Here is a 13838-nt window from a genome sequence, read left to right as displayed (position 1 = left end):
GAGCGAGCCCGGAGAGAGGACCATCACGGGAGAGGCTCACGGGAACCATCGGCACGCCCACTACCATCTACGGATGGTGGACGCCCTTTACGGTGCCGACTCGGTTTTGCCGGGGGCCCGAGCGCGCCCGTACCAACCGGTCCACCACCGGCTCTCTACCGGAGCCTTCCCACTCCTCTGGCACCCCGGATTGCGAGAACGATGACCGACGACGTCCTGCTGGTCCACGGCGGAAACCCGCTCGAAGGCGAGATCCGCGTCCGCGGTGCGAAGAACCTGGTGCCCAAGGCCATGGTCGCCGCCCTCCTCGGCCAGGGCCCCAGCAGACTGCGCAACGTCCCGGACATCCGCGACGTCAAGGTGGTCCGCGGACTGCTCCAGCTGCACGGGGTCACCGTGCGGACCGGCGACGAGGACGGCGAGCTGATCCTCGACCCGTCGCACGTGGAGAGTGCGAACGTCGCCGACATCGACGCGCACGCCGGCTCCTCGCGGATCCCGATCCTGTTCTGCGGCCCGCTGCTGCACCGCCTCGGCCACGCCTTCATCCCGGGCCTGGGCGGCTGCGACATCGGCGGCCGCCCGGTCGACTTCCACTTCGAGGTGCTGCGCCAGTTCGGCGCCACCATCGAGAAGCACCCGCAGGGCACCTACCTGGTCGCCCAGCAGCGCCTGCGCGGCACCAAGATCGAGCTGCCCTACCCCTCGGTCGGCGCGACCGAGCAGGTGCTGCTCACCGCCGTCCTCGCCGAGGGCGTCACCGAGCTGCGCAACGCGGCCATCGAGCCGGAGATCGTCGACCTGATCTGCGTGCTGCAGAAGATGGGCGCGATCATCACCCTGGGCACCGACCGGACCATCCTGATCACCGGCGTCGACGAGCTGGGCGGCTACACCCACCGCGCGCTGCCGGACCGTCTGGAGGCCGCTTCCTGGGCCTGCGCGGCGCTGGCCACCAAGGGCGACATCTACGTCCGCGGCGCCCGCCAGCTGGAGATGATGACCTTCCTGAACACCTTCCGGAAGGTCGGCGGCGCCTTCGAGGTGGAGGACGAGGGCATCCGCTTCTGGCACCCGGGCGGCGAGCTCAAGGCGATCGCCCTGGAGACCGACGTGCACCCGGGCTTCCAGACCGACTGGCAGCAGCCGCTGGTCGTCGCCCTGACCCAGGCCACCGGCCTGTCCATCGTCCACGAGACGGTGTACGAGTCGCGGCTCGGATTCACCGGCGCGCTCAACCAGATGGGTGCACACATCCAGCTGTACCGCGAGTGCCTGGGCGCCACCCCGTGCCGCTTCGGCGCGCGCAACTTCCTGCACTCGGCGGTCGTCTCCGGCCCGTCCAAGCTGATGGGCGCCGAGCTGGTCATCCCCGACCTGCGCGGCGGCTTCTCGTACCTGATCGCGGCGCTGGCGGCCGAGGGCACCTCGACCGTGCACGGCATCGACCTGATCAACCGCGGCTACGAGAACTTCATGGACAAGCTGCGCGACCTGGGCGCCCACGTCGAGCTGCCGTCCGAGCAGTTGGTCGACGCCTGACCAGCAGGGCCTACGGGCCTACGGGCCTGCGGGCCTGTAGGCCCACGACGAGAGGCCGGGCTCCCCAGCAGGGGAGCCCGGCCTCTCGGGCGTTCAAGGGGTGGTTCAGGCGCCCTTGGCGGCTTCCTTCAGCTTGGAGCCGGCGCTCACCTTGGCGCTGTAGCCGGCCGCGATCTGGATCGGCTCACCGGTCTGCGGGTTGCGGGCGGTGCGGGCGGCGCGGTGGGTGCGCTCGAAGGTCAGGAAACCGGGGATGGTGACCTTCTCGTCGCCCTTGGCGACGACCTCGCCGACGATCTCGGCGAAGGCGGCCAGAACGGCGTCGGCGTCCTTGCGGGTCACCTCGGCGCGCTCGGACAGCGCGGCCACCAGCTCACTGCGGTTCATGTGTACTCCTGTGGTCTGTTCGCTTGCGGTGTGCGGGGGCCCATCGGTACTCCCACCGGGGGGCACCCGGATAGGCCGCAGGTCCGCACACTGTGCTCATGCAGGCAATGCGTGGTCGCAGGCCGGGTCCGTACCCGATGCCGCGCGCCGGTGCCGTCGAAGGCCCGTCCGCCTGCCTGGATACGAATCCTGCCCCGACCGGCCCCGAGAAAGCCAATCGGGCCCCGGCCACGACACCCGAACGAACCCCACCCGTTGGAGGTGTGACGCTCCGTCGGCTCCGGCGGACCGGGCCCGGGCGGCGGTCGGGACGACGCGCCGGAAGACCAGGGGGACGTTCCGTACTTGTCGGACACGCCTGCCCCGTGCAGGGCTACCGTACGCCCTAGGCACGACAAGCCCAAACACGCCCCTCGCCCTTGTGTCGCAAGGGTTCGGGGCGGGCTCGGGCGGGTAAGGCCGCTATTCGGACATTTGACCGATCAGCGACACGTCGGTCGCCTCGCCGGTCAGAGCTTGACGGTGGGGAACGAGGAGGCGTCGAGCGTGCCGACGATGCCCGGGGTCGGACGGGCCGGCTCCGTGCTCTCCTGGACGCCCGCCAGCGCCGCCTCGCGCACCGCCGAGGCGACCGTCTTGGCGACGTCCTTGTGGAAGACGCTCGGGATGATGTAGTTGGCGTTCAGCTCGTCGTCGGCGACGGTGGTGGCCAGCGCCCGGGCGGCGGCGATCATCATCTCGGTGTTGACGGTGCGGCTCTGGGCGTCCAGGAGGCCGCGGAAGACACCCGGGAAGACCAGCACGTTGTTGATCTGGTTGGGGAAGTCGCTGCGGCCGGTGGCGACCACGGCGGCGGTCTGCCGGGCGATGGCCGGGTCGACCTCCGGGTCCGGGTTGGCCAGCGCGAAGACGATCGAGTCCTCGGCCATGGTGGCCAGGTCGTCGCCGTCCAGGACGTTCGGGGCCGAGACGCCGATGAAGACGTCGGCGTCCGCCACGGCCTCCTTGAGGCTGCCGGTGCGGCCCGAGCGGTTGGTGTGCTCGGCGATCCAGCGCAGGCTGTCGTTGAGGTCCTCCCGGCCCTGGTGGACCACACCGTGCACGTCCGCCACGGTGGCGTGCTCGACGCCGGCCGCCAGCAGCAGCTTGAGGATCGCGGTACCGGCGGCGCCGGCGCCCGACATCACCACCCGGATGTCGCTGATCTCCTTGCCGACCACCTTCAGCGCGTTGGTGAGGGCGGCCAGCACCACGATCGCGGTGCCGTGCTGGTCGTCGTGGAAGACCGGGATGTCCAGGGCCTCGCGCAGCCGGGCCTCGATCTCGAAGCAGCGCGGCGCGGAGATGTCCTCCAGGTTGATGCCCGCGAAGCCGGGGGCGATCGCCTTGACGATGGCCACGATCTCGTCGGTGTCCTGGGTGTCCAGGCAGAGCGGCCAGGCGTCGATCCCGGCGAAGCGCTTGAACAGGGCCGCCTTGCCCTCCATGACCGGCAGCGCGGCGGCCGGGCCGATGTTGCCCAGGCCCAGCACCGCCGAGCCGTCGGTGACCACGGCGACGCTGTTGCGCTTGATGGTGAGGCGGCGGGCGTCCTCGGGGTTCTCGGCGATCGCCATGCAGACCCGGGCGACACCCGGGGTGTAGATCATGCTGAGGTCGTCACGGTTGCGGATCGGGAGCTTGGACGACATCTCGATCTTGCCGCCGAGGTGCATCAGGAAGGTGCGGTCCGAGACCTTGCCGATCGACACGCCGTCGATCGCCCGCAGCTTCTCGACGATCTCCTCGCCGTGCGCGACCGAGGAGGCCGCCACCGTGACGTCGATCCGCAGCGCCTCCAGGCCGGAGGCGGTGACGTCGAGACCGGTCACCGAACCGCCGGAGGACTCCACGGCCGTGGTGATCGCACTGACGGCGTTGCCCCGGGCCGGGACCTCCAGCCGCACCGTGATCGAGTTGGAGACACTGGGCACCGTCGCCATCGACGCTTCCTTCTTCCGTCCGTGCGGCAGGTTCAACATTTTGTTGAAGGCATCGCCTGCGCATGCTAGACCTCGATCGTCGCACCTTCCAAGGGGTAGCCAGAAATAACGTTCATTGAGTGTGCGGACCCGACAACTTCTTGCCTCTCCGGGCCGATGCGTTACATTGGACGGGACACCGGCTCGATCCAAGCCCCCGGGCCCAACCTTCGTCCCTTCGAGGGACCACTTGCCGCGAGGCGAGCATGGCGGGTCGGTGTCACTAACGTCTGAAGGCCCCTCACCATCCGGTGAGGGGCCTTCTTCGTCCGGCGGACCGGCCGTCAGCCGTGCAGCAGCGCGGGCACGCCGGCCGCGTCCGGCAGGTCGTCCGGACCGGACAGCACGGTCAGCCGCTGGGTCGCCCGAGTGAGCGCCACGTACAGCACCCGCAGGCCGGCCTCCGACTCGCCGGCGATGCCGGTCGGGTCGGCCACCACGGTCGCGTCGTACTCCAGGCCCTTCGCCTCCAGGCTGCCCAGCACCACCGCCCGCTCGCCCAGGCCCTCGGCCCAGCCGGCCGCCTCGGCCCGGCGGTCCATCGGCACCACGATCGCCACGGTGCCGTCCACCTCGGCCAGCAGCCGCTCCAGCTCCGCCCGGGCCGCCGCGCCGAAGGCCTCCGGGGCGGGATCCACGACGGCCGCGAAGCGCGGCTCGACGCCGACCCGGCGCACCGCGGTCGGCGACGGGGTGCCCGGCGCGGCCAGCGCCAGCACCTTGGCCGCGACCTCGGCGATCTCCGCCGGGTTGCGGTAGTTGACGGTCAGCGTGAAGCGGCGGCGCGGCTTGCCGGACAGCACCTCGTCCAGCGCGGCCTGCGCCTCCTGCGGGAACGGCCAGGAGGACTGCGCCGGGTCGCCGACGATCGTCCAGGTCGCCATCCGGGCCCGGCGGCCGATCATCCGCCACTGCATCGGGGTGAGGTCCTGCGCCTCGTCCACGATCACGTGCGCGTACTCGGTGCGCTCGACGGGGACGCGCTCGCGCTGGCGGGAGCTGCGGTCGGCGAAGGTGGTGACCTCCTCCAGCCCGCTCAGCAGGTCCACCGCGTCCACCTCGCGCACCTTCGGCCGGGCCGCCTCGCCCAGCAGCACCTGGAGCTCGTCCACCAGCGCGACGTCGTGCGCGGACAGCGCGCCCTCGCCGTTCGGGGACAGCTGGCGCCAGGAGGCCGCCAGCAGCCTCGCCTCGTCCGGGGAGACGGCGCGGCGGGCGATCCGGTTGATGTGCCGGTGCTGCTTGAGCGTGCCGAGCACCCGGCGCGGGGTCACGGCGGGCCACCAGGCGTCCAGGAAGTCCAGGAACGGCGCCTCGTCCGAGACGTACTCGTCGAAGGACTCCTTCTCCTCCTGGCGCTGCTCGCGGGCGTAGTGGTCGGTCGGCTTCGGCAGGTGCCGGGTGGCCTCCTGCCACAGGGCGTCCAGCAGCAGGCGGCGGGCGCGCGGGCGCAGCAGGTTCAGCGGGGTGCCGCCGGAGCCGATCACGTTGCCGCGCACGGCCTTGAGTCGGCCCGCGTCCAGCTTGAGCACCTCGCCGCGGGCGACCACCTTCAGCTCCTGCGGCGCGCCCAGCTCCAGCGCGGCCCGGGCGGCCCGGCGCAGCAGCTGCACCATCCGGCCCGATCCCTTGACCCGGGCCGCCTCCGGACTGTCGTAGGTGCCCGCCTCGATGCCGTCCACCAGCGAGCCGACCGCGCGGATGGCGACCTGCCCCTCCTCGCCGAGCGAGGGCAGCACGCCCTCGGTGTAGGAGACCAGCAGCGGGGTCGGCGAGACCACCAGGATGCCCCCGGCGTAGCGGCGGCGGTCCTGGTACAGCAGGTACGCGGCGCGGTGCAGGGCGACGGCGGTCTTGCCGGTGCCCGGGCCGCCGGTGACGAGCGTGGCGCCGGCGGCGGCCGCCCGGATCACCTCGTCCTGCTCCTTCTGGATGGAGGAGACGATGTCGCGCATCGAGTGGCTGCGGGCGCGGCCGAGCGAGGCCATCAGTGCGCCGTCGCCGACCACCGCCAGCTCCCGGCCGTTCAGGGTCGGGGTGAGGTCGGGACGCAGCAGGTCGTCCTCGACGCCGATCACCCGGCGCCCCTTGGAGCGGATCACCCGGCGGCGGACCACCCGGCCCGGCTCGACCGGGGTGGCGCGGTAGAACGGCGCGGCGGCGGGCGCCCGCCAGTCGATCACCAGCGGACCGTACTCGGCGTCCAGCACGCCGAGACGGCCGATGTGCAGGGTCTCGGCGACGGCCGGGTCGGCCGGGTCGAGCGGCGTGTCGGAGGGGATGCCGTGTTCCTCCGGGGCGTCCGCCCGCTGGAGGTCGATCCGGCCGAACAGGAAGTCCTCGAACTCGTTGTTCAGGCGCTGGAGGTGGGCGCCGGCCCGGTAGACCTGGGCGTCGCGCTCGGCGAGCGCGCCGGGGGTGCCGACGTGGACCCGCTTGGCGGCGTCCTCCAGGATGTACTCGGCCTCGGCGAGTTTCTCCTCCAGCCGGCGGTAGACGGTGTCGAGGTGCTGCTGCTCACCGGCGATCTCGCGCTCGCGCACGGTCTCGCGGTCGGTGGCGGCGGTGGTGTCCGTGTTGCTCTGCATGGCCTCGGTGGTAGCGGCGGAATCCGGCTCCGGAAAACGAGCGGACGGATGATCCTACGCCCCAACCGGGGTAAACGTGAAGGCCGCCCACCGCAAAGCGGTGGACGGCCTTCACTGTCAACATGGGGTGGTGGAGATGCCGGGAATCGAACCCGGGTCCAGTGGAGTTAATTCAGGGCTTCTCCGAGCGCAGTCCGCTGTGATTTTCTCGGCCCTGGCAGTCACACGGACAAGCCGCCAACAGGCCCAGCTGCTGTTTGATTTCCCATCCACCCTCGCAGCCCGGGTGGACGGTTGAGTTCCCTAGATTATGCCAGGGTCCGGGTCGGGAACTCCCCGGTCTGACACCCAAGCGCTATCGGTGCTTATTAGGCAGCGAGAGCGAACTGCTGGGAATCGCGCTTAGAGTTGGCGATTATTTTTTTGCGACACGTGGTTAACGAGATCATTGCCGCGTTCCTCGGCTCGCTTCCCCTGTTTCAACATCCCCTGTCGAAACCGATCATCCCCATGTTTTGTTGAGAAACAGCCGGACGGTGACCGTCCGTGTTGCTGCCGCCATAGTACGCGAGGCGGCGGGTGAGGGTCCAGCGGATTAACGCTGGCGCCGCCGGGCGGCCGCCACCGCACGGGCCGTCTCGCGGGTGTCCTGCTTCTCGCGCAGCGTCTGCCGCTTGTCGTACAGCTTCTTGCCGACCGCGAGCGCCAGTTCGAGCTTCACCCGGCCGTCCTTGAAGTACAGCGAGAGCGGGACGAGCGTGTGGCCCGCGTCGCGGACCGTGCTCTCGATCTTGCGGATCTCCAGTCGGTGCAGCAGCAGCTTGCGCTTGCGCCGGGCCGCGTGGTTGGTCCACGTCCCCTGGGTGTACTCGGGGATGAACACGTTGTCGATCCAGGCCTCGTGGTTCTGGATGTAGGCGTAGCCGTCGACCAGGTTGGCCCGCCCCTCGCGCAGTGACTTCACCTCCGTACCGGTGAGCACGAGGCCGCACTCGTAGGTGTCGAGGATCGTGTACTCATGTCGCGCCTTCTTGTTCTGCGCGATCAGCTTCTGTCCGGTTTCCTTTGCCATAGCGCGGCCATTCTCGCACTTCGGCCGGTTCGGGGCAGCCCCTTTAGGCCCGGGTGCCGAGCCCGGCCAGCACCCGCAGGGCGAGCGCGTCGGCGTCCTCGCCGGCCGCCGCCGGGACGTCCGGGGTCAGGCCGGTGCCCTCCGGGGAGCGGCCGGCCGGGGTGTAGTAGCGGCCGACGGTCAGCTCCAGGACGGCGCCGTCGGCGAGCCGGCTGGGCTGCTGGACGGTGCCCTTGCCGAAGGTCCGGGAGCCCACCACCACGGCGCGGCTGCGGTCCTGGAGCGCACCGGTGAGCAGTTCGGCGGCGCTCATCGTGCCGCCGTCGACCAGCACCACCAGCGGGGTGCGCTGGTCGCCCCCGGGCGGGGCGGTCAACTCCCGGGTCTCGCCGCGCTCCTGGTACGAGCCGACCGCTCCGCCGTCCAGGAAGATCCCGGCGGTGCCGGCGGCCTCCTCGACCAACCCGCCCGAGTTGCCGCGCAGATCGAGCACCACACCGGCGTGCGGGGCGCGCAGCGCGGCGCGCACCTGATCGGTCACGCCGCTGGTGAAGGCCCGCACGGCGATCCGCAGCACGCCCTTCTCCAGCTGCTCGGCGGTGACCTGCTGGCTGTCCAACAGAGCTCGCCGCAGCCGCAGTTCGCGGACCTCGCCGGCACCGCGCCGCACGGCGAGGGTGACTTCGGAGCCCACCCCGCGCTCGCCGTCGCGCCCGCGCAGCCGGGCCACCACCTCGGTGACCGGCAGGTGGTCGGCCTGGTCCTGGTCGATCCGCAGCAGCCGGTCGCCGGCCTCGATCCCGGCCGTGGCGGCGGGCCCGGCGGGCGCGACCTGGGAGACCGCGGTGACGCCGTCCTGGCCGCGGCCGACCGAGAGCCCGACGCCCAGGTAGCGGCCGTCCAGTCCCTGGCTGAACGCGGCGTACTCCTGGGCGCTGTAGTAGGCGCCCCAGCGGTCGCCGTTGGCCCCGAGCAGGTGCTCGGCCTGCTGCTCGGACAGGGCGGTGCCGGCCGGGTCCGCCGGGGGGCCCGGGACGGCGCCCGCGACCGGGGCGGCACCGGCGGCCGGGCGCCGCGGCGGGTCGCCCCAGGCGCCGGTGGCGGCACCGGCGATCAGCACGACGCCGAACACCAGGCTGAGAGTGGCCACCTGACGTGCCCTGCGCGGAGTTTCCAGCATGGCACCGGAGTGTAGACACCGCGTCGGGCGCGACGGGCCACAACGGCGGCCGAAACGACGGCGGCCCCGGACGGCGCAGTGCCGTCCGGGGCCGCCGGGGCCGGAGGTGGTCAGACCTTGAGGTACTTGCGCAGCGTGAAGAACGCCGCCACGCCGGCCATGCCCATACCGACCACGATCAGCAGCGGTATCACCGCGAGCACCGAGCCGAGGCCGATGAAGTGGATGAACTGCACCCGGTCGGCCAGCCAGTTCTGGACGAAGAAGTGCCCGCCGACCAGCAGCCCGGAGGCCATCACCGCACCGAGCAGCGCGGAGAACGCGGCCTCGGCGATGAACGGCATCTGGACGTAGAAGTTCGAGGCACCGACCAGGCGCATGATGCCGGTTTCGCGCCGCCTGCTGTACGCCGACACCCGGACGGTGTTGACGATCAGCAGCAGGGCGACGAACAGCATCAGCACCATGATCACGAAGGCCGCCGTCTGGAGGCCGTTGAGCAGGCCGAACAGGTTCTCCAGGATCTTCCGCTGGTCCTCCACCGACTTGACGCCGGGTTTGCCGGCGAAGGCGCTCTGGATGACGTCGTACTTGGTCGGGTCGTTCAGCTTGACCCGCCAGGACTGCGGCATCGCGTCCGGGCCCAGGACGGAGATGAGCGGGTTGTCCGGGTTCATCTCCTTCCAGTGCTTGTACGCCTCGGCGGAGCTCTCGAAGGTCGACGACTGGACCACCGAGTCCATCTTGTCCAGCTGGGCCTTGATGTCCTGCACCTGCTGGTCGGTGGCCGCACCCTTGTCGCACTGCGGCGAGTTGCGCGCGTCCGACTTGGTGCAGAAGTAGATGCTCACCTCGACCTTGTCGTACCAGTACCCCTTCATGGAGTTCACCTGGTCGCGGACCAGGAGCGAGGAACCGGCCAGGGCGAGGGAGAGCGCGACACTGACCACGACCGCGATGGTCATCGTCAGGTTGCGGCGGAGACCCACACCGATCTCCGACAGGACGAACTGGGCACGCATGCGGGTAACAACTCCAGGGTCGGTACTGCTGGTCTGGCGACGCGGGCGGACGGCCCTACGGGTTCAGCGCCGGCTGCGCCGGTCGGTCAGTGCTGGTATCCGTAGACGCCGCGGGCCTGGTCGCGGACGAGCAGCCCCTTGTCGAGCTCGATGACGCGCTTGCGCATCTGGTCGACGATGGCCTGGTCGTGGGTGGCCATCAGCACCGTGGTGCCGGTGCGGTTGATGCGGTCGAGCAGCTTCATGATGCCGACCGAGTTCTGCGGGTCGAGGTTGCCGGTGGGCTCGTCCGCGATCAGCAGCATCGGACGGTTCACGAACGCGCGGGCGATCGCCACGCGCTGCTGCTCACCACCGGAGAGCTCGCCCGGCATGCGGTCCTCCTTGCCGCCGAGGCCGACCAGCTCCAGCACCTCGGGCACCACCTTGTTGATGGCGCTCTTGGGCTTGCCGATCACTTCGAGGGCGAAGGCGACGTTCTGCGCGACCGTCTTGTTGGGCAGCAGGCGGAAGTCCTGGAAGACGGTGCCCAGCTGGCGGCGCATGTGCGGCACCTTCCAGTTGGACAGCTTGCCGAGGTCCTTGCCCAGCACGTGCACCTCGCCCGTGGAGGGGCGCTCCTCGCGCAGGCACAGGCGCAGGAAGGTGGACTTGCCCGAGCCGGACGAGCCGACCAGGAAGACGAACTCACCCTTCTCGATCTCCAGCGAGACGTTGTCCAGGGCGGGACGGTTCTGCTTGGGATAGGTCTTGGAGACGTTGTCGAATCTGATCACGGCTGCATCACGGAGGCCATCCTAGGCGGCGCCAGTCCTCGGTCGGTCCACCCCGGGCGCCCGGCCCTGGGGCGGGTGGCGGGAGCGGAAAGGGCCGCTCCCGGTCTGGGACCATACGCGAATCGGCGGTCGGCGCGCAGGGGCCGCCCAGGACAGCCGTCGAAATCTGGGGGAGAATGTCTGGTTATGCCCCGAAAATTGGGAGGCATCTCACAGCCCGGGAGCCGGAACCGTCAGAACCTGGCAGAGTGGAGGTGGCGTCCGTGTTCGGGCGCTCCCCCGCACAGGGCAAGAAGAGGAACCAAAGCCCCGTCCGGTGCGTTGGCTGTAGCAGCGAGGAGGAGATCGCATGACCTGCGACCATCTGGTGTGCGCCAACTGCAACGGCCGCGTGAGTGACGGGCGCTGCGCGGTCTGCCGCGCCAACCGGGCCCGGCTGCAGGAGCAGCAGGGCCCGTTCGCGGCGCTCTCCCCCGCGATGCTGCTGGCCCTGCTGGCCGGTCTGCTCGCGGTGGCGCTGATCGCCCGGCAGGCCCTGGCCTGAACCCACCGAGGCACACGAAAGGGCCCCCGACCACTGCGGTCGGGGGCCCTGTTCCGTCTGTCGGCGCCTACTGCGCGGCGGTCTCGCGCTGCTTGCGCCAGCGGATGCCGGCCTCGATGAAGCCGTCGATGTCGCCGTCCAGCACGCCCTGCGGGTTGCCGACCTCGTACTCGGTCCGGACGTCCTTGACCATCTGGTACGGGTGCAGCACGTAGGAGCGCATCTGGTTGCCCCAGGAGCTGCCGCTGTCCTTGAGCGCGTCCATCGCCGCCCGCTCCTCCTGGCGGCGCCGCTCCAGCAGCTTCGCCTGGAGGACGTTCATCGCGGACGCCTTGTTCTGGATCTGCGAGCGCTCGTTCTGGCAGGAGACCACGACACCGGTCGGGAGGTGCGTGATGCGCACCGCCGAGTCGGTGGTGTTGACGCCCTGGCCGCCGGGGCCGGAGGCACGGTAGACGTCGATCCGCAGGTCACCCTCGTCGATGTCGACGTGGTCGGCCTGCTCGACGACCGGGAGCACCTCGACGCCGGCGAAGGAGGTCTGCCGGCGGCCCTGGTTGTCGAAGGGCGAGATGCGGACCAGGCGGTGGGTGCCCTGCTCGACCGACAGGGTGCCGTAGGCGTACGGCGCCTTGACCGTGAAGGTCGCGGACTTGATGCCGGCCTCTTCGGCGTACGAGGTGTCGTACACCTCGGTGGGGTACCCGTGCCGCTCGGCCCAGCGCAGGTACATGCGCATCAGCTGCTCGGCGAAGTCGGCGGCGTCGACGCCACCGGCCTCGGCGCGGATGTTGATCAGCGCCTCGCGGGCGTCGTACTCGCCGGACAGGAGGGTGCGGACCTCCAGCTCCTCGACCGCCTTCTGGAGGGAGACGAGCTCGGACTCGGCCTCGACCCGGGTGTCCGCGTCGTCCTCGGCCTCGGCCAGCTCGAACAGCACGCCCAGGTCGTCGATACGGCTGCGCAGGCCCTCGAACTTGCGCAGTTCGCCCTGGAGGAAGGAGAGCCGGCTGGTCACCTTCTGCGCGTTCGCGATGTCGTCCCACAGGTTGGGGGCGCCTGCCGCCTCCTCCAGGACAGCGATGTCGGCCCGGATCTTGTCCAGGTCGAGGACGGCCTCGATCGACCCCATGGTCGTTTCGAGGTTCTTGAGCTCTTCGGAAGGATCGACGGCTGCCACGCCCCCAGGGTAATGGTTCCGGGGGTGGTCATGACGACACCGGGGTCCTCCGGCTCCCGCGGCACCCGCCCGACGGCCTTCTACGGCGCCCGCGGGGCCGTGCCGGACACCGCCGGGCGGGCCGGGTGGCCGGCGTCCGGGGCGGTGGCCGCGAAGGCCGTCCAGGCCGCGGCGGCGCCCGCCAGCAGCAGGACGGTGGCCAGCAGGACGGCCAGCAGCCGGCGGCGGCGCAGCAGCGCCTGCCGGTCCCGGCGGTGCCCGGTGCCCGGGGCGGTGCGCTGGGCGCGGGACTCCGCGGCGTACGCGGCCAGCTCGCCCGCGGAGGGGCGGCGCAGGCTGGTGTGGGTGTCCCGGGTGGAGTCGGGGGCGACGCCGGGCACCAGCGGGACGGCCGGGCCCCGGCGGCGCTTGTGGATGCCCGGGCCGGCGTCCACCTCGGCGTACACGGCCTCACCGGGGGGCAGCGCCTCCTCCGCCGGGGCACGGCCCTGGGAGGGGACGGCCAGCACCGGAAGGCCGGCCAGCGAGGGCAGCTGCTCGCGCAGCCGGGCGGCCAGCTCGGCGGCCCGCAGCCGGGAGGCCGGGGCCTTGGCCAGGCACTCGGAGATGATCCGCCACAGCCCGTCCGGCAGACCGGGGATCGGCGGCACCTGCTCGGTGACGTGCCGGCGCAGCACCGCGCCGGTGTGGCCGCCGCCGAACGGGGTGAACCCGGCCAGCAGCTCGTACAGCACGGTGGCGAGGGCGTAGATGTCGACGGCGGCGCGCGGCTCCAGGCCCTCGATGATCTCCGGGGCGAGGTAGTCGGGGGTGCCGATGATCCGGGTGGCCCGGGTCCGGCGCGGGGCGTCGACCAGGCGGGCCACGCCGAAGTCGGTGAGCTTGGCGCGCGGGGCGCCGCCGGGGCCCGGGGCGGCGGCGAGGTCGAGCAGGACGTTCTCCGGCTTGACGTCGCGGTGGACGATGCCGGCGGCGTGCGCGGCGGCCAGGCCGTCGGCGACGTCCGCGATGACCGAGGCGGCGGTCTGCGGCGGGAGCGCGCCGTCGCGCTCCAGCCGGGAGCGCAGATCGGTGCCCTGGACCAGCTCCATCACCAGGGCGAGGTCGCTGCCGTCCACGACCATGTCGCGCACGCCGACCACCCGGGGGTGGTCGAGGCTGGTCAGCGCGGCGCGCTCCTGGACGAAGCGGCCGACCAGCACCTGGTCGGCGGCCAGGTCCTCGCGCAGCAGCTTGACCGCCACCGGGCCGTCGGGCCCCTCGCCGAGCCAGACCGTCCCGGCCGAACCCCGGCCGATCACCTGGTGGACGGTGTACCGGCTGCCGATCTTGCGTGCCAATGCTGCTCCGTGGGCGGCGCGGGAGCGCGCCCGGGGGTCCGGTGCGCTCGGTGGGGCGGGACAACAGCGACCAACCTACGCGCCCCGGCGCCCCGCGCGGGCCGCCCGAGGGCCCTGGGCGGGCAGTCTCGGGCGAGAAATCTCACGAATTGTCGACAAATCGTCAATCTCGCCGCGCGGAACCGG

The 13838-nt window shown here is 71.3% G+C and carries 11 protein-coding genes and 1 other RNA gene; 2 read left to right on the top strand and 10 right to left on the bottom strand.

Features of this window, described 5'->3' with window-relative positions; translation table 11 throughout:
• Positions 1–201: 201 nt before the first annotated feature.
• Positions 202–1542, top strand: coding sequence for a UDP-N-acetylglucosamine 1-carboxyvinyltransferase (murA, locus tag ACFVTF_RS16670; RefSeq protein ID WP_350881121.1), 1341 nt, complete (start codon positions 202–204; stop codon positions 1540–1542).
• 105 nt (positions 1543–1647) lie between these two features.
• Here murA and ACFVTF_RS16665 read toward each other — a convergent pair whose 3' ends face one another.
• The 8 genes from ACFVTF_RS16665 to ftsE form a co-directional block, all read right to left on the bottom strand.
• Positions 1648–1929: an HU family DNA-binding protein gene (locus ACFVTF_RS16665; protein WP_030059737.1), complete on the bottom strand. Its 282-nt coding sequence runs from the start codon at positions 1927–1929 to the stop codon at positions 1648–1650.
• A 509-nt stretch (positions 1930–2438) separates the two neighbouring features.
• A complete protein-coding gene (locus tag ACFVTF_RS16660) occupies positions 2439–3911 on the bottom strand; it encodes an NAD-dependent malic enzyme (protein WP_371518644.1) in 1473 nt (490 codons plus the stop codon).
• 323 nt (positions 3912–4234) lie between these two features.
• On the bottom strand, positions 4235–6538 hold the full coding sequence (locus tag ACFVTF_RS16655; RefSeq protein ID WP_387814174.1) for a HelD family protein: 2304 nt from the start codon (positions 6536–6538) through the stop codon (positions 4235–4237).
• Between the two features lie 128 nt (positions 6539–6666).
• Positions 6667–7048, bottom strand: a transfer-messenger RNA (tmRNA) gene (ssrA, locus tag ACFVTF_RS16650).
• A gap of 85 nt (positions 7049–7133) precedes the next feature.
• Positions 7134–7610, bottom strand: a complete 477-nt coding sequence (gene smpB, locus ACFVTF_RS16645; protein ID WP_350881115.1) for an SsrA-binding protein SmpB — start codon at positions 7608–7610, stop codon at positions 7134–7136.
• 43 nt (positions 7611–7653) lie between these two features.
• Positions 7654–8790 (bottom strand): S41 family peptidase, encoded by a 1137-nt coding sequence (locus ACFVTF_RS16640; protein WP_387814172.1) that lies wholly within the window; start codon positions 8788–8790, stop codon positions 7654–7656.
• A gap of 110 nt (positions 8791–8900) precedes the next feature.
• Positions 8901–9812, bottom strand: coding sequence for a permease-like cell division protein FtsX (gene ftsX, locus ACFVTF_RS16635; protein WP_387814170.1), 912 nt, complete (start codon positions 9810–9812; stop codon positions 8901–8903).
• Positions 9813–9898: 86 nt separating this feature from the next.
• Positions 9899–10588 (bottom strand): cell division ATP-binding protein FtsE, encoded by a 690-nt coding sequence (gene ftsE, locus ACFVTF_RS16630; protein ID WP_063349173.1) that lies wholly within the window; start codon positions 10586–10588, stop codon positions 9899–9901.
• 349 nt (positions 10589–10937) lie between these two features.
• On the opposite strand from ftsE, the gene ACFVTF_RS16625 reads away from it, so the two are divergent.
• A complete protein-coding gene (locus ACFVTF_RS16625) occupies positions 10938–11132 on the top strand; it encodes a hypothetical protein (RefSeq protein WP_363370334.1) in 195 nt (64 codons plus the stop codon).
• A gap of 67 nt (positions 11133–11199) precedes the next feature.
• Here ACFVTF_RS16625 and prfB read toward each other — a convergent pair whose 3' ends face one another.
• The gene (gene prfB, locus ACFVTF_RS16620) at positions 11200–12312 is read right to left on the bottom strand and encodes a peptide chain release factor 2 (protein WP_387814168.1); all 1113 of its coding nucleotides are present in this window, start codon (positions 12310–12312) and stop codon (positions 11200–11202) included.
• Positions 12313–12392: 80 nt separating this feature from the next.
• On the bottom strand, positions 12393–13652 hold the full coding sequence (locus tag ACFVTF_RS16615; protein ID WP_371518637.1) for a serine/threonine-protein kinase: 1260 nt from the start codon (positions 13650–13652) through the stop codon (positions 12393–12395).
• Positions 13653–13838: the final 186 nt, after the last annotated feature.

It is taken from the genome of Kitasatospora sp. NPDC057940, from assembly GCF_042887425.1.
In the GTDB taxonomy this organism is placed as follows: domain Bacteria; phylum Actinomycetota; class Actinomycetes; order Streptomycetales; family Streptomycetaceae; genus Kitasatospora.
This window is presented reverse-complemented; position numbering and strand designations above follow the sequence as displayed.